15 protein-coding genes and 1 other RNA gene are annotated in these 14,635 nt (G+C 63.8%); 7 read left to right on the top strand and 9 right to left on the bottom strand.

What is annotated here, in order from left to right; genetic code table 11:
- Positions 1-7: 7 nt before the first annotated feature.
- The 4 genes from pheA to gyrA form a co-directional block, all read right to left on the bottom strand.
- A complete protein-coding gene (gene pheA, locus FOB72_RS01840; RefSeq protein ID WP_150370972.1) occupies positions 8-1,147 on the bottom strand; it encodes a prephenate dehydratase in 1,140 nt (379 codons plus the stop codon).
- 76 nt (positions 1,148-1,223) lie between these two features.
- Positions 1,224-2,396, bottom strand: a complete 1,173-nt coding sequence (gene serC / locus FOB72_RS01835) for a 3-phosphoserine/phosphohydroxythreonine transaminase (RefSeq protein WP_150370971.1) — start codon at positions 2,394-2,396, stop codon at positions 1,224-1,226.
- A 144-nt stretch (positions 2,397-2,540) separates the two neighbouring features.
- A complete protein-coding gene (locus FOB72_RS01830; RefSeq protein WP_150370970.1) occupies positions 2,541-3,125 on the bottom strand; it encodes a DUF2059 domain-containing protein in 585 nt (194 codons plus the stop codon).
- Positions 3,126-3,277: 152 nt separating this feature from the next.
- Positions 3,278-6,010: a DNA gyrase subunit A gene (gene gyrA / locus FOB72_RS01825; protein ID WP_150370969.1), complete on the bottom strand. Its 2,733-nt coding sequence runs from the start codon at positions 6,008-6,010 to the stop codon at positions 3,278-3,280.
- A gap of 434 nt (positions 6,011-6,444) precedes the next feature.
- Here gyrA and ompA point away from each other — a divergent pair, with 434 nt between their 5' ends.
- From ompA to ssrA, 4 genes are all read left to right on the top strand, one after another.
- The gene (gene ompA / locus FOB72_RS01820) at positions 6,445-7,104 is read left to right on the top strand and encodes an outer membrane protein OmpA (protein ID WP_109580381.1); all 660 of its coding nucleotides are present in this window, start codon (positions 6,445-6,447) and stop codon (positions 7,102-7,104) included.
- Between the two features lie 79 nt (positions 7,105-7,183).
- A complete protein-coding gene (gene ubiG, locus FOB72_RS01815) occupies positions 7,184-7,924 on the top strand; it encodes a bifunctional 2-polyprenyl-6-hydroxyphenol methylase/3-demethylubiquinol 3-O-methyltransferase UbiG (protein ID WP_150370968.1) in 741 nt (246 codons plus the stop codon).
- A 5-nt stretch (positions 7,925-7,929) separates the two neighbouring features.
- Positions 7,930-8,592: a phosphoglycolate phosphatase gene (gph, locus tag FOB72_RS01810; RefSeq protein ID WP_150370967.1), complete on the top strand. Its 663-nt coding sequence runs from the start codon at positions 7,930-7,932 to the stop codon at positions 8,590-8,592.
- A gap of 81 nt (positions 8,593-8,673) precedes the next feature.
- Positions 8,674-9,031, top strand: a transfer-messenger RNA (tmRNA) gene (ssrA, locus tag FOB72_RS01805).
- Positions 9,032-9,150: 119 nt separating this feature from the next.
- On the opposite strand, the gene FOB72_RS01800 is transcribed toward ssrA, so the two are convergent.
- The 3 genes from FOB72_RS01800 to FOB72_RS01790 form a co-directional block, all read right to left on the bottom strand.
- Positions 9,151-9,657 (bottom strand): type II toxin-antitoxin system YhaV family toxin, encoded by a 507-nt coding sequence (locus FOB72_RS01800; RefSeq protein WP_150370966.1) that lies wholly within the window; start codon positions 9,655-9,657, stop codon positions 9,151-9,153.
- On the bottom strand, positions 9,654-9,983 hold the full coding sequence (locus FOB72_RS01795) for a type II toxin-antitoxin system PrlF family antitoxin (RefSeq protein ID WP_150370965.1): 330 nt from the start codon (positions 9,981-9,983) through the stop codon (positions 9,654-9,656). The genes FOB72_RS01800 and FOB72_RS01795 overlap by 4 nt, the downstream gene beginning before the upstream one ends.
- A 104-nt stretch (positions 9,984-10,087) precedes the next feature.
- Complete coding sequence (locus tag FOB72_RS01790; protein ID WP_150370964.1) at positions 10,088-10,978, bottom strand: LysR family transcriptional regulator; 891 nt, start codon at positions 10,976-10,978, stop codon at positions 10,088-10,090.
- A 134-nt stretch (positions 10,979-11,112) separates the two neighbouring features.
- On the opposite strand from FOB72_RS01790, the gene FOB72_RS01785 reads away from it, so the two are divergent.
- Together FOB72_RS01785 and FOB72_RS01780 are read left to right on the top strand one after the other, a co-directional pair.
- On the top strand, positions 11,113-11,553 hold the full coding sequence (locus FOB72_RS01785) for a hypothetical protein (RefSeq protein ID WP_150370963.1): 441 nt from the start codon (positions 11,113-11,115) through the stop codon (positions 11,551-11,553).
- 42 nt (positions 11,554-11,595) lie between these two features.
- The gene (locus FOB72_RS01780) at positions 11,596-12,489 is read left to right on the top strand and encodes an SDR family oxidoreductase (RefSeq protein WP_150370962.1); all 894 of its coding nucleotides are present in this window, start codon (positions 11,596-11,598) and stop codon (positions 12,487-12,489) included.
- 38 nt (positions 12,490-12,527) lie between these two features.
- On the opposite strand, the gene FOB72_RS01775 is transcribed toward FOB72_RS01780, so the two are convergent.
- Together FOB72_RS01775 and FOB72_RS01770 are read right to left on the bottom strand one after the other, a co-directional pair.
- On the bottom strand, positions 12,528-12,878 hold the full coding sequence (locus FOB72_RS01775; protein ID WP_150373706.1) for a c-type cytochrome: 351 nt from the start codon (positions 12,876-12,878) through the stop codon (positions 12,528-12,530).
- Between the two features lie 123 nt (positions 12,879-13,001).
- Positions 13,002-13,817: a CsgG/HfaB family protein gene (locus FOB72_RS01770; RefSeq protein WP_150370961.1), complete on the bottom strand. Its 816-nt coding sequence runs from the start codon at positions 13,815-13,817 to the stop codon at positions 13,002-13,004.
- Positions 13,818-14,148: 331 nt separating this feature from the next.
- Between FOB72_RS01770 and FOB72_RS01765 the strand changes: the two genes are divergently transcribed.
- Complete coding sequence (locus FOB72_RS01765) at positions 14,149-14,616, top strand: hypothetical protein (protein ID WP_223851387.1); 468 nt, start codon at positions 14,149-14,151, stop codon at positions 14,614-14,616.
- Positions 14,617-14,635 lie beyond the last annotated feature (19 nt).

Below are 14,635 nucleotides of genomic sequence, written 5' to 3'. Positions count from 1 at the left end.
CGGTCTCCTACCGGCTCGACGGATACGAGCCGAGCACCTTCATGTAGGCGGCGTTGCGGCGCAGTTCCTCGAGCGCGCGAGCCACGGCCGGATCATGCTGATGGCCTTCGACGTCCACGTAGAAGTAGTACTCCCACGCGCCGCTGCGCGCGGGGCGCGACTCGAAGCGGCACATCGACACGCCATTCTGCGCGAGCGGCGCCAGCAGCTGATAGACCGCGCCGGCCGTGTTCGGCACCGACAGGATCAGCGACGTCTGGTCGCTGCCCGACGGCTCGGTCTCGTAGCGGCCGATCACGGCAAAGCGCGTGCGGTTGTGCGGATCGTCCTGGATATGCGTGCGCACGATATGCAGGTGGTAGCGATTGGCCGCCGCCTCCGCCGCGATCGCCGCGACGGTCGGATCCTCGCTGGCCATGCGCGCGGCTTCGGCGTTGCTCGAGACGGCCTGGCGCTCGAGATGCGGATAGTTCGCGGTGAGCCAGTGCTGGCACTGCGCCAGCGCCTGCGGATGCGCGCGTACGACCTTGACGCCCTGCATGTCCGGCGTGGAGGCCATCAGGTTGTGGTGCACCTTGATCGCGATCTCGCCGCTGATCTTGAGCGAGGTCTGCAGGAACAGGTCGAGCGTGCGCGACACCGCGCCCTCGGTGGAATTCTCGACGGGCACCACGCCGTATTCGACCGTGCCGGCTTCCACCGCGCGGAACACCTCGTCGATGCTCGGGCACGGCACGCCGGTCACCTCGTGGCCGAAGTGCGCGTACAGCGCCTGCTCGGAGAACGTGCCGGCCGGGCCAAGAAATGCAATTTCCAGCGGCTTCTCGAGGCCGCGGCACGCGGACATGATCTCGCGCCAGATGGAACCGACGCTCTCGCCGAGCAGCGGACCGGGGTTGGCGCCCTGTACCTTGCGCACGACCTGCAGCTCGCGTTCGGGCCGGAAGATCGGCGCACCGTACTTCTTCTTGACCTCGCCCACGTCGAGCGCGAGCTGCGCGCGGCGGTTGAGCAACGCAAGCAGTTCGCGGTCCACGGCATCGATCTGGCCACGCAGGGGGGCGAGGTCCGCCGACAGCGCGCGTTCCTGTTCGCTCGGTCCGGCGCTGCCGTTCGCGCCAGCGTCTTGCTTGTCTTCGCTTGTCATGATGAAAACCTGAACGGCCATGCGCGGGCATGGCCGGTGGGGTGAATCGAGCGCGAGTGCGTCCGCGCGCCGTCGCTTACGCGGACGTCCGCTCGAACTCGCGCATGAATTCGATCAGCGCGGAAACGCCTTCCAGCGGCATCGCGTTATAGATGCTCGCGCGCATTCCACCCACGGACTTGTGGCCCTTGAGCTGCACCAGGCCATTCGCGCGCGCCTGGGTCAGGAACGCTTCGTTGCGCGATTCGTCGCGCAGGATGAACGGTACGTTCATGCGCGAACGGCAGGCCGGATCGATATCGTTACGGTAGAACTCGCTCTGGTCCAGGAAGTCGTACAGCGCTTTCGCCTTCGCGATATTGCGCTGCTCGATCGCGGCCACGCCGCCCTGGCGCTTGAGCCATTGGAACACGAGCCCCGCGATATAGATCGCGTAGGTGGGCGGTGTGTTGAACATCGAATTGTTGTCGGCGACGATGCGCCAGTTGAATGCCGAAGGACAGTGCTGATGCGCAAAGCCGAGCAGGTCCTCGCGAACGATCACGAACGTCACGCCGGCCGGGCCGATATTCTTCTGCGCGCCGCCGTAGACCACCTGCACGCGCGACCAGTCGATCGGGCGCGACAGGATATGGCTCGACGCATCGGCCACGACGATGCGGCCCTGGTCGTGCGTGCCGGTCTGGCCGACATCGGGAATCTCGTGGAACTCCACGCCGCCGATCGTCTCGTTCGTGCACAGATGCAGATACGCGGCATCGTCCGACAGGTTCCACGACGCGACGTCGGGGATATTGCGGTAGTTGCTGTCCACGCTCGTGGCGGCGATATGCGTCGTGCCGTAGCGGCGCGCTTCCTGCTCGGTCTTCACCGACCACAGCCCGGTCATCACGAGATCGACCTTCGGCTGCGGCGCCTTCGCACCGAGCCGGCCGATCAGGTTCATCGGGACGATCGCGTTCTCACCGATCGCGCCGCCCTGCAGGAACAGCACATGGAAGTTGTCGGGAATCTTCAGCAGCTCGCGGAAGTCGGCAAGCGCTGCGTTGTGGATGCCCTCGAACTCCTTGCTGCGGTGGCTCATTTCCATGACCGACACGCCCTTGCCCTGCCATGACAGCATTTCCTCGGCCGCCTGCTGGAGCACCTCGGCGGGCAACGCCGCGGGACCCGGGGAGAAGTTGTACACGCGCTCGGCCAACGCGCGCTGCATGAGGCCGGCAAGGGCGGGAGTCTGTGGATCGTTCATGGAGTGGAAATGGAACTACAAAGGGAGCGGCAAAAGGAAAAATGGCTGCCGGTTGGAGCCAGGCAGCCATTATCCCTCAAACACGCGCGCAGTTGGACCTGCGCCCGATAGCCGATCCGCTAATCGATCCGCTATCGGACGTGCTTACTTCGAAGCAGCGGCGATTTCCTTCTCGGCGGCGTCGCGCATCGACTTGCCAACCTGCGGGCCGTACTTCTGCATCATCGAACCCCAGATTTCCTGCGTCGCCTTGCCCTGGTTGGCCATGAACTTCTGGCCGGTCGGCGACTTCAGGAACGTCGTCAGGTCCTTGATTTCCTGCGTCGTGTAGTACTTGCCGAACGCGTCGTAGTGCGCCTTGAGGGCGTCCTGACGGAAGCCGTCGGTCGAGAACTGCGAGCCCGCGCCGTCGACCATGCGCTGCACGGCACCGTTCTTCTTGAGCTTCTCGACGGCTGCCTGCTTCTTCTTGTCGTCGAGCGTCTTGTTCTCTACCAGCACCTGCTCCAGCACCAGCGGCGCTTCCTGCTTGGCGCCGGCCTGCCAGTTCTCGGCCTGGCCCTTGACGGCCTGGTCGGCTTGCATGACGGACAGCAGTTCCTTGATGGCTGCCGTCTTGTCCTTGTCAGCGCCGGCGGCGCTGGCGTCCTGCGCATGGGCGCCCTGCGCGACCATGAACACCGGAACGAAAGCAGCCAGAACAGCGATACGTCGATACGTTTTGAGCATTATGACTCCCTGGAAAATATGTCCCATTAGTCCGACGGCCCATGAGTGAGTTCCGGGCCGTCGGGCTACTGTTTCATCTGATTACGATTTACGGTGATTTGCGATGTAATCCGGGCGATAACGAGACGCCTATCGGGGAAATTACGACGAAATTAGGATTCGGCGCTCGCGTCGGGGGTATCCGCGGAGCCGTCCGCCGCGCCGCCCTCCGTGCCACCCTCGGCACTGTCGATCGCCCCCTCGGCGCCTTCGGCATCGTCCGCGCCGCCGTTGTCGGCGTCGCTCTCGACGATACGTTGCAGGCCGGAGAGGCGCGTGCCCTCATCCACGTTGATCAGCGTCACACCCTGCGTGGCGCGGCCCATCTCGCGGATCTCGGCCACGCGCGTGCGGATCAGCACGCCACCGGTCGTGATCAGCATGATCTCGTCTTCCGGCGACACCAGTGCGGCAGCCACCACACGGCCATTGCGCTCGCTCGTCTGGATCGCAATCATGCCCTTGGTGCCACGGCCGTGTCGAGTGTACTCGGAGATCGGCGTGCGCTTGCCGTAGCCATTCTCCGTCGCGGTCAGCACGCTGCCCACGGTGGCGACGCTGGCCGTGGCGCTCGCGCCCTCCGCACCTTCGGCTTCGGCATTCTCGGCCGGCGCCACGAGCATCGCGATGACCGTCTGGCTCTCGTCGAGGTTCATGCCGCGTACGCCACGTGCCTGACGGCCCATCGGGCGCACATCGTTCTCGTCGAAGCGCACGGCCTTGCCCGCATCCGAGAACAGCATCACGTCATGCTGGCCATCGGTCACGGCGGCACCGATCAGGTAGTCGCCCTCGTCGAGGTCGACCGCGATGATGCCGGCCTTGCGCGGATTCGAGAATTCCGTGAGTGCGGTCTTCTTCACGGTACCGCGCGCGGTGGCCATGAAGACGAAGTGCTCGGCGTCGAACTGGCGTACCGGCAGGATCACGTTGATCTTCTCGCCGTCGGAGAGCGGGAACATGTTCACGATCGGGCGGCCCCGCGCGTTGCGCGAGCCTTGCGGCACTTCGTAGACCTTGAGCCAGTAGAGACGGCCGCGGTTGGAGAAGCACAGGATGTAGTCGTGCGTGTTCGCGACGAACAGCGTGTCGATCCAGTCGTCTTCCTTCGTGGCCGTCGCCATCTTGCCGCGACCGCCGCGCTTCTGCGCGCGATACTCGGAGATCGGCTGGCTCTTCATATAGCCGCTGTGCGACAGCGTGACCACCATGTCCTGCGGGGTGATCAGGTCCTCGGTGTCGAGTTCGGTCGCATTGAGCTCGATCTGCGAACGGCGCGCGTCACCGAATTCGGCGCGGATCGCGGACAGTTCGTCGGAGATGATCGTCGTGATCCGTTCCGGACGCGCGAGGATATCGAGCAGATCGGCGATGACCGCCATCACTTCACGGTATTCCTGGACGATCTTGTCCTGCTCGAGGCCCGTCAGGCGTTGCAGGCGCATCTGCAGGATTTCCTGCGCCTGGCCATCGGACAGGCGGTACAGGCCGTCGGGCTGCATGCCGAACAGGGCCGGCAGGCCGTCCGGACGATACGATGCGCGGCCGCCGGCGGTCTCGCTTTCCGCGCGCGCGAGCATTTCGCGCACGAGGCTCGAGTCCCACGACTTGGCCATCAGTTCCTGCTTCGCGATCGGCGGCGTCGGCGCGGCCTTGATGATCGCGATGAACTCGTCGATGTTCGCCAGCGCCACGGCCAGGCCTTCGAGCACGTGACCGCGCTCGCGCGCCTTGCGCAGCTCGAACACGGTGCGGCGCGTGACCACTTCGCGGCGATGCGAAAGGAACGCGTCCAGCATCTGGCGCAGGTTCAGCAGGCGCGGCTGGCCATCGACCAGCGCCACCATGTTCATGCCGAACGTGTCCTGCAGCTGCGTATTCTTATAGAGGTTGTTGAGCACGACCTCCGGCACTTCGTTGCGCTTGAGCTCGATGACCACGCGCATGCCGGACTTGTCAGACTCGTCGCGGATATCGGAGATGCCCTCGACCTTCTTTTCGGTGACGAGCTCGGCGATGCGCTCGAGCAGCGTGCGCTTGTTCACCTGATACGGCAGCTCGTCGACGATGATCGCCTGGCGCTGGCCGCGGTCGATATCCTCGAAGTGCGTCAGGGCGCGCATCACCACACGGCCGCGGCCGGTGCGGTAGCCCTCGCGGACGCCCTGGATACCGTAGATGATGCCGGCCGTCGGAAAATCGGGCGCGGGCACGATCTCGATCAGTTCGTCGACGGTCGCACTGGGATTCCGCAGCAGATGCAGGCAGGCATCGACCACTTCATTCAGGTTATGCGGCGGGATATTGGTCGCCATGCCGACCGCAATACCCGACGAGCCATTGATCAGCAAATTGGGAATACGCGCGGGCAGAATACCGGGCTCTTTTTCCGAACCGTCATAGTTCGGTTCGAAATCCACGGTTTCCTTGTCGATATCCTGCAGCATTTCATGCGCGATCTTCGACAGGCGGATTTCCGTATAACGCATGGCCGCGGCGTTATCGCCGTCGACCGAACCGAAATTGCCCTGACCGTCGACGAGCATGTAGCGCAGCGAGAAATTCTGCGCCATCCGGACGATCGTGTCATAAACCGCGGTATCGCCGTGCGGGTGATACTTACCGATCACATCACCGACGATACGCGCCGACTTCTTGTACGGGCGGTTCCAGTCGTTATTGAGCTCATGCATCGCATAGAGCACGCGTCGGTGTACTGGTTTCAGGCCGTCCCTGACATCGGGCAACGCGCGCCCGACGATAACGCTCATCGCGTAATCCAGGTACGAGCGGCGCATTTCCTCTTCCAGCGATACCGGAAGAGTTTCTTTGGCGAATTGATCCATTGCGGCGTGGTTATGCGGCAGGTTTAAGCGAATGAAGCCCGATTCCCGCCGGGCGGAAGACCGCGCTGCGAGGGATGGGCAACGCGCCATTCTATCACGCGCGAACACCCCTCCCCGACCCCCTTCCACTGCCTCGGCGGTGCCCTTCCGGTGAGCACCCCCCATCGCCGGTAAGCCAGACGGGACAAGGGTTTGCGGGCGTCGCAAGTGCGATGTTGCACAAACACCACAGGCCTAAAACGCCTTGGTTGAATCGAATATATTTACTTCTTAGGAAACGAGCCTTGTGGCACAATTCCCCAGCGAAGAGCCAGACGTTGTTCGAAGTGGAGCATCCACCACATCGAGAATGTTATACTCCGAAGAATGTATGACTTGTTTTCGTCCATTTGCTCGCAGTAACCCTGCGGTGATCTCATCCTGAGAGGAGAAATATGAAAAAATTTGCCAAGCTCGCGCTCGTTGCAGCTACCGCAGTAATGGCTGCATCCGCTCAAGCCCAATCCGTTCCCTACGAAAAGAAGGCAGTGAACGACAACTGGGGCAACGGTACGAGCGAGTACGTGTGGAAGAACGGCACGAACGAGCTCTGCTGGCGCGACAGCTCCTGGACCCCGGCTACGGCAAACGCCCTGTGCGATGGCGCCCTGGCCCCGGCCGCGGCACCCGCTCCGGCGGCTCCGGTGGCTCCGGCAGCACCGGTGGTGTCGAGCGAGAAGGTTACCTTCGCAGCTGACACGCTGTTCGACTTCGACAAGGCTGTCCTGAAGCCCGAAGGCAAGGCCAAGCTGGACGATCTGGTCTCGAAGCTGCAAGGCATCACCCTCGAAGTGATCATCGCCGTTGGCCACACCGACTCGTTCGGTTCGGACCGCTACAACGATCGCCTGTCGATCCGTCGTGCCGAATCCGTCAAGGCCTACCTGGTGAGCAAGGGCGTGGAAGCCAACCGCGTCTACACCGAAGGCAAGGGCAAGCGTCAGCTGAAGGTCGATCCGAAGTCGTGCAAGGGCAACCGCACCGCTCAGATCGCCTGCCAGCAGCCGAACCGCCGCGTGGAAGTGGAAGTGGTCGGTACGCGCAGCGCACGTTAATCGGATTTTTTCCGATGAAGAAAGCCCAGCGAAAGCTGGGCTTTTTTTTTGCTATCCCGTTTTTTGGTACAGTTGCCCGATGTCGCCTTCCTCCGTCGCTACCCCCTCCTCCCCCGTCTCCGGCCGCAATGCGGATCCCAAGGAGATCGACAAGTTCAGCGAGCTCGCCCACCGCTGGTGGGACCCGAACAGCGAGTTCAAGCCGCTGCACGAGCTGAACCCGCTGCGCCTGGGCTGGATCGATGGCATTGCGCGGCTGGCCGGCAAGCAGGTGATCGACGTGGGCTGCGGGGGCGGCATCCTGTCGGAGAGCATGGCGCGCACGGGCGCGACCGTGCGTGGCATCGACCTGTCGTCCAAGGCGCTCAAGGTCGCGGATCTCCATAGCCTGGAATCCGGCGTTGCCGTGACATACGAAGAGATTCCGGTGGAAGACCTCGCCGCGCGCATGCCGGCCAGCGTTGATGTGGTGACCTGCATGGAGATGCTCGAGCATGTGCCCGATCCGCAGTCGATCGTGCGCGCGTGCGCCACGCTCGTGAAACCGGGTGGCCTCGTGTTCTTCTCCACCATCAACCGCAACCTCAAGGCGTACGCGCTGGCGATCCTCGGTGCCGAATACGTGCTGAACATGCTGCCGCGCGGCACGCACGACTATGACAAGTTCATCACGCCGTCCGAGCTCGCGCGCTTTGCCCGCAATGTGGGGCTCGAGCTCGTCGAGATGCGCGGCATGACCTATAACCCGCTGACGCAGGTGTACGCGCTCGGCAAAGACACCGACGTGAACTACATGATGGCGTTCCGTCGTCACGCCTGAGACCCATGCGATCCTTCGACGCTGTCTTCTTCGACCTCGACGGGACGTTGGCCGATACCGCGCCCGATCTGGCCGCGGCCGCCAACCGGCTCGTGGTCGAGCATGGCCATCCGCCGGTGCCGTATGAGACGTTACGGCCCGTGGCCTCGCATGGCGCACGCGGCCTGATCGGCGCCGCATTCGGCAAGCGGCCCGAGGACCCCGAGTTTCCCACGCTGCGCGATACGTTCCTCGACTACTACGAGGCGGACATCGCGGTGCATACGCGGCTGTTCGAGGGGATGGACGACGTGCTCGCGCGCCTCGAGGCCGCCGATATCCGGTGGGGCATCGTGACCAACAAGATCGCGCGCTTCACGGTGCCGCTGGTCGCGAAGATCGGGCTGACGCCGCGCGCGTCGGCGATCGTGAGCGGCGACACCACGCCGCACGCAAAGCCGCACCCGGCCCCGCTGCTGCATGCGGCCGAGGTCAGCGGCGTGGCGCCGCAGCGCTGCGTCTATGTGGGCGACGACCTGCGCGATATCCAGGCCGGCAAGGCGGCCGGCATGATGACGGTTACGGCCGCCTACGGGTATTGCGGCGAAGGCGTGCCGCCCGAGGCCTGGGGCGCGGACCATCTGATCCGCCATCCGAGCGAACTGATCCCCCTGCTCGCGCTTTCCTGAAATGTGCCCCGCCCGGGCTTGATCCGGGCGGAGATGTCCACACATAGGGAACTGAAGCGGGTACAATCCGTCTTCTTCATTGGGGCCGACCTGGTTTCGACGTGGGTTGCGAAGCAGTGAGGGCATACCGAGGACCCGTCACCTCGTTAATCAATGGGAATGCAATAACTGCTAACGACGAACGTTACGCACTGGCAGCCTAAGGGCCGCCGTCCTCGCACTGGCTCGCTGACGGGCTAGGGTCGCAAGACCACGCGAGGTCATTTACGTCAGATAAGCCCCCGGAGTGTCACGGGCTGGGGGACGAAAACTTAGTGACTCGCCGTCGTAGAGCGTGTTCGTCCGCGATGCGCCGGTTAAATCAAATGACAGAACTAAGTATGTAGAACTTTCTGTGGAGGGCTTGCGGACGCGGGTTCGATTCCCGCCGGCTCCACCAGATATTGATTTCAGTTTCCCCAGACTGAATATCACAGCGAAGTAACAAAAACCCCAGAAATGAAAGTTTCTGGGGTTTTTCAATAAAAAACTTCCCGGACCTTTGTCCACCGTCTTCGATCAATTTCTGATTGCCGCATCGATCTCCTGCAGACGATGTCCTCCGCTGCAGGCCTCGCTCAGCAGTTGATCCCAATCATCGGGCGGATGACCGCTTTCCAGCATCTTGCGGAACACCCGATACGCATCGTCGCTACTCTCGTAGGCGCGCTTCGTGTCGTCGTCGTTGACCCATGCGAACACGATGATCCTGCTGGCTGCGTGATAACGGAAGAACAATCGGTATTGCTGGAAAAACTTGGCCCGGAACCAGTGCTTGCGTTCCGCGCCTAGCGTGCCACCCTGCCGATATTCCGCGCGGGTTGGATCCTGCGGGATGATGTCGAACGCGAGCGCCGTGACGGCGGCCAGACGCTTCGTCGCGTTCTTTTTTACGTAGCCCGTCGGGTCTTTTCGCTTCAGCGAATCGACATGCTTTGCCAGCGCTTCAATCTGCGCGACGAATAGCGGATGCGCGTAGACGGTCCAGCCATGGACGACGAATGCGGTAGAACTGCCTTGCTTCATTCATCGTCTTCCGACAGCGGCGCATCGAGGTCGACCTTGACGCCACCTGCGAGCGATTGCAAACGCGCCACGAATGCTGCGTCCACCGGACGAACACGTTGGGGGTGGCTTGCGATGTCGCGTTCCAGGAAACTGAGAAATTGCTCGAGCACGGGGTCTTCGCCTTCGGAGGCCTCCGCGCGCGTCAGGACGACTTCGCCGCTGGCGCGGATGCTGTAGTGGATCTTGTCCCGCTTGCCGAGTCCGAGCGCGCGCCGGACCGTTTCCGGTACCGTGGTTTGGTAGCGATCGGTCAGCGTGGATTCAACTTCGATGGTGGCGGGCATGGTTCTCTCGGGGGCATGAGGTGCAGATATGGAGGATGGTAATGCGATCGCCTTACCATGTCAATGCGATTGCATTACCGTTACCCCTCCCCTGGCGCCAGCATTCACCCCGCGTCGGCAAAGCGTTGCGCGAGCCATTGCGCGAACACCCGCACGCGTGCCGACAGTTGGCGGTTTTGGGGATAGAGGACCGAGACCGGCATGGGTGGGGGTGGGTGATTGGGGAGGACGATGCGGAGATTGCCTTCGGCCAGTTCGTTCGTGATGCGGTAACGCGGGACCTGGATCAGGCCGAGGCCCGATAGTGCCGCGCCCGTGTAGAGGTCGGCGCCCGTGACCGCGATGCGGGCGTCGAGGCGGCGTTCGACGACCTCCTTGCCCACCGTGAAGTCGAGGGTCGCGGGGCGGCCTGTGGCGCTCGACAGGTAGCTGACCATCAGGTGGGCGCTCAGGTCGTCGAGCGTTTTCGGGATGCCGTGCGCTTTCAGGTAGGCTGGGCTCGCCACCGTGACCTGCGGCATCTGCGCGACCTGTCTTCCGATCAGGGACGAGTCGCGCAAGACGCCCGCGCGCAGCAAGCAGTCGATGCCTTCGCGGACGAGGTCCACCAGTCTGTCGTCCTCGCTCACCCGCAGCGTGATATCGGGGTACTGGTTCATGAAATCCCCGAGCGCGGGCATGACGAAATGCCGCGCCAGCGTGCCCTGCAGGTTCACGCGCAGCAAACCCTTCGGCGGGGCGTCGCGGAATGCGCTCTCCGTTTCTTCCAGATCCGTCAGCAGCCGCACGCAGCGGTAGTAGTACGCCTCGCCATCGTGCGTGAGGCGGACCTGGCGCGTCGTGCGTTCGAGGAGCCGTGCGCCGATTCGCTGTTCCAGCCGCTTGATCAGGTTGGTCACCGTCGCGCGCGGGATCTGGAGATCCTCGGCTGCCAGCGTGAAGCTGTTGCGGTCCGCGATGCGCACGAACACCTGCATTTCCTTGAAGCGATCCATGGTTTCCCCCCTCGAAACCGGTCCATCCGATAGTTAAAGCAAATGGAATTGTGATCGCAATATACCAGCGATTATCTTTCCGGTTGAACAGTCCAGAATGGGTTCACGCCAACCCGAAACCGACGAGACCCGCCATGACGCCATCCATCACCTATCTGCATCTGCTGCGGCATACGCCGTTCTTCACCTCGCTCGAGACCGATCAGCTGCGCTGGGTCATCGCCCATTCCCGCGAATGGGAGGTGCGGACCGGCGGCACGATCGCCAGCAGCCGGCAACCCGGCGACAGCGACGGCTACTGGGTGCTGCTCGACGGTGGCTGGACGCTGCGCGTGGGCGACCACGCGGTGTCGAGCCGCCACGCCGATCCGGGCAAATGGTTCGACCAGGACCTGCTCGCGGCGCAGCCGTTCGCGCTCGTGGCCACCGAGCACAGCTACGTCATGCATATCGCGCGCGCCGAGATGGACGACATGGTCGCGCGGGGTTTTGCGTTCGGGCGGCATCTTGACGCGGGGCGTTCCTTGTATCGGGCCATCGCGCAGGACGCGGCGCCGGCCCCTGCCACGCAGTGAACCGTTCCTCGTGCACGCAACTTCCCACTCTGGAGAACCATCATGTCCCACACCATCCTCGTTACCGGCGCATCGTCGGGCTTCGGCCTCATGACCGCCAGGGCGCTGGCGAAGGCCGGCCATACCGTGTATGCCTCGATGCGCGAAACCGCGGGCCGCAACGCGACGCGCGTGGCCGAGATCGCCCAATGGTCCGAGAACCACGACGCCGACCTGCGCGCGGTCGAACTCGACGTGCAATCGGAGGCTTCCGTGGCCGCCGCCATCGCGAAGGTGCTCGACGATGCAGGCCGACTCGACGTGATCGTGCATAACGCGGGGCATATGGTGTTCGGCCCCGCCGAGGCCTTCACGCCGGAGCAGATGATCCAGCAGTACGACGTCAACGTGCTTGGCGCGCAGCGCGTCAATCGCGCGGCACTGCCGTATCTGCGCAAGCAGGGCAAGGCATTGCTGCTGTGGGTGGGGTCGTCATCGACGCGCGGCGGCACGCCGCCTTTTCTCGCGCCCTACTTCGCGGCCAAGGCGGCCATGGATGCGCTGGCCGTGTCGTACGCCTCGGAACTGTCGCGCTGGGGCATCGAGACCACGATCATGGTGCCAGGTGCCTTCACCCAGGGCACCAACCACTTCGCGCACTCGGGCAAGCCGGCCGACACGCGGATCGTGGCCGAGTACGAGGACGGTCCGTACGCGGGCGTGGCCGAGCAGGCCCTGAAGGGGCTCGCAAGTCTGGAGCCCGCCGATGCGGACCCCGAGGACGTCGCGCGCGAGATCGTGCGCGTGGTGGGCCTGCCGCATGGCAAGCGGCCGTTCCGCGTGCATGTGGATCCGTCGCAGGATGGCGCGGAAATCGTCAATGGCGTGGCCGATCGCGTGCGGGCAGAGTTGTTCCGCAATGTCGGCCTCGCGGATCTGCTGAAGCCGCGCGGGTGATTCACGCGGGCATGAGGTACGCGGGGATGAGGTACGCGTTATGGGAACGTGCGCAGATACGCGAGCAGGTCGTCGATGTCCTTGTCGTCGCGCATGCCCCAGAAGAGCATCTTGTTGCCGGGCACGACCTTGCCCGGCGACTTGACGAACGCGCGCAGGCGGTCTTCGTTCCAGGCAAAGCCGGCGGATTTCATGGCGTCGGAATAGCGGTATTCGCTCACGCTGCCCGCCTGCCGGCCGATCAGGCCGTTGAGCTGCGGACCAAAGCCCCCGCGCGCGCTGGGGCCCACGCGATGGCACTGCGCGCATTTGCTCGCGAACACGCGCTCGCCCGCCGCGGGGTCACCCGCAGCGTGCGCTGCAACGGGAAAGAGGACCGCGGCCAGCATGGACACAGCGGACGAACGGAACCACGGCTTGAGAAATCGACGCATGCCGTGATTGTAATCGTCCCGTATTCAGCTGGCATCCTCCGCCGCGCGTGCGCACGGCAGAGGATGCGGGCAGGAAGATCAGTTGACCTTCAGCTGACCGCCGGCGCCGAGGCCGCCCTTCACGTTCTGGGCCTTGTACTGCTTGACGGCCGCAACGAGGTTGTTGAGCGAGTCGGTGAATGCCGCTACGACGACCTTGCCTTGCGGCGTGTTCGAGTACGCACCCGCGCGACCGCGCGAGTTGTCGCTGGCGAACACGGCCAGCATGCCGTAGTCGATGTTCTTGGCCGAGCCTTCGGCGGCAGCCAGCTGCACGCTCGAACGGTTATCGACGAGCGTCAGCAGCGTCGATGCTTCCGAGCTCTTCATGCTGCCGGCCACGCCAGCGAGGATGCCGCCCACGTGCGGCACATAGTTGAGCAGCGAAGCACCGCCACCACCGGTGTCGTTGGCGGCGAACGTGATGGTCGGGCTGACGGTATAGTCGGCCGCCACCATCTGGCCCTTCTGCATCTTCGACGTCTTGCGCAGTTCACCGGTCTGGTTGAGCGCGCGCTCCGACATCGCGGCGTCGAGGCCGCGGCCGCGATCGACCACGACGAAGCAGTTCGATTGCTGGACCAGGAGCTTGAGCACGGGAACCGTGCTGCCGAGCTTGTATTGCCCGGTGAGGATGCCGTACCAGGGAGCGGAGGTGTCCTCGATGATGGAAACGGTGCCGAGCGGTGCGTCGCAGCGCTGGAGTCCGGTGTTCGCGTTCTGCGTGGTGCTGCCTGCGGCGGAACCGGTGGCAACGGTCTTGGCATCCTTCGCGCCCATCTGCATGTCCGCGCATGCCGAAAGCAGGAGAACCGATACCGATGCCAGGGCGACACCCGTCAATTTGAAACTCATACTGACCTCGCTTTTTGTTATTCACGTCATACCCGTGGCCTGGCGAGGCGTCGGTGTGCGATGGTTCGCATGCTTGTTCCGCGCCAGCCCGCGTCTCTCTCCGGTCCGGCATCGATGCTGCATGCCGGTTACTGTGACCCTCACACCCGGAAAAAGCGCCGGGCCATTATAAGCGCGGCACGATCCCACCAAAAAGGCACGTATCGCGAACCGTTCTGCGCACGCAACAGCCATTCATGACTTTTGCTCTGCACAACAGAACGCTCGTTGCTTCCCGGGTATCGGCGCGCGGCTACAATAGACCCCTGAATTCGCCCTGCGGCCTGAGATCATGCACGACCACCCTCGTTTTTCCATCAATCGCGCCGCCGTCATGCTCGTCCCCGAGCAACCGTTCCTCGACTGGATCCTGGCGGTCGATCCCGACCCGATTGAAACGCTCACTTTGGAAGCCGTGCGCGAGGACGAGACCGTCTTTCTGGTGCCGCCCGAGTTCGCGGACGACGTCGAGTCCACGGTCAAGTGGGTCGAGGCGCGCTGGCGCTCGTTCTTCGAACTGATGCTCGGCGAGTGGTTCACCGATGCGCTGTGGCCCCGGCAGCTGACGCTCGCGATGTTCCGCGAATGGTTCACGGTGCGCGTGCATTCGATGGTGTGGGACCTCGCGGCGGACACGCCCGTGCTGCACGAGGACTGGGACGAGGATACGGAAGACGCCGAGGATGGCGACGACGGGGACGATGGCGACGCCGAGGAAGAAGGCGGCGACGATGGCCCGTCGCCGCGCGTCCTGCACTGATGCGAAGGGCCACGGGCCT

Source organism: Cupriavidus pauculus, from assembly GCF_008693385.1.
GTDB lineage: Bacteria > Pseudomonadota > Gammaproteobacteria > Burkholderiales > Burkholderiaceae > Cupriavidus > Cupriavidus pauculus_D.
The sequence above is the reverse complement of the archived record's forward strand: the minus strand, read 5'-3'. Positions and strand labels throughout refer to the sequence as shown.

Bases quoted from the DNA above. Each gene is read 5' to 3' on its own strand.
- pheA (WP_150370972.1), bottom strand. From the start codon at position 1,147: ATGACAAGCGAAGACAAGCAAGACGCTGGCGCGAACGGCAGCGCCGGA.
- FOB72_RS01800 (WP_150370966.1), bottom strand. From the start codon at position 9,657: ATGAAGCAAGGCAGTTCTACCGCATTCGTCGTCCATGGCTGGACCGTC.
- gyrA (WP_150370969.1), bottom strand. From the start codon at position 6,010: ATGGATCAATTCGCCAAAGAAACTCTTCCGGTATCGCTGGAAGAGGAA.
- FOB72_RS01785 (WP_150370963.1), top strand. From the start codon at position 11,113: ATGACGCCATCCATCACCTATCTGCATCTGCTGCGGCATACGCCGTTC.
- gph (WP_150370967.1), top strand. From the start codon at position 7,930: ATGCGATCCTTCGACGCTGTCTTCTTCGACCTCGACGGGACGTTGGCC.
- ubiG (WP_150370968.1), top strand. From the start codon at position 7,184: ATGTCGCCTTCCTCCGTCGCTACCCCCTCCTCCCCCGTCTCCGGCCGC.
- ompA (WP_109580381.1), top strand. From the start codon at position 6,445: ATGAAAAAATTTGCCAAGCTCGCGCTCGTTGCAGCTACCGCAGTAATG.
- FOB72_RS01790 (WP_150370964.1), bottom strand. From the start codon at position 10,978: ATGGATCGCTTCAAGGAAATGCAGGTGTTCGTGCGCATCGCGGACCGC.
- FOB72_RS01830 (WP_150370970.1), bottom strand. From the start codon at position 3,125: ATGCTCAAAACGTATCGACGTATCGCTGTTCTGGCTGCTTTCGTTCCG.
- serC (WP_150370971.1), bottom strand. From the start codon at position 2,396: ATGAACGATCCACAGACTCCCGCCCTTGCCGGCCTCATGCAGCGCGCG.
- FOB72_RS01775 (WP_150373706.1), bottom strand. From the start codon at position 12,878: ATGCTGGCCGCGGTCCTCTTTCCCGTTGCAGCGCACGCTGCGGGTGAC.
- FOB72_RS01765 (WP_223851387.1), top strand. From the start codon at position 14,149: ATGCACGACCACCCTCGTTTTTCCATCAATCGCGCCGCCGTCATGCTC.
- FOB72_RS01795 (WP_150370965.1), bottom strand. From the start codon at position 9,983: ATGCCCGCCACCATCGAAGTTGAATCCACGCTGACCGATCGCTACCAA.
- FOB72_RS01770 (WP_150370961.1), bottom strand. From the start codon at position 13,817: ATGAGTTTCAAATTGACGGGTGTCGCCCTGGCATCGGTATCGGTTCTC.
- FOB72_RS01780 (WP_150370962.1), top strand. From the start codon at position 11,596: ATGTCCCACACCATCCTCGTTACCGGCGCATCGTCGGGCTTCGGCCTC.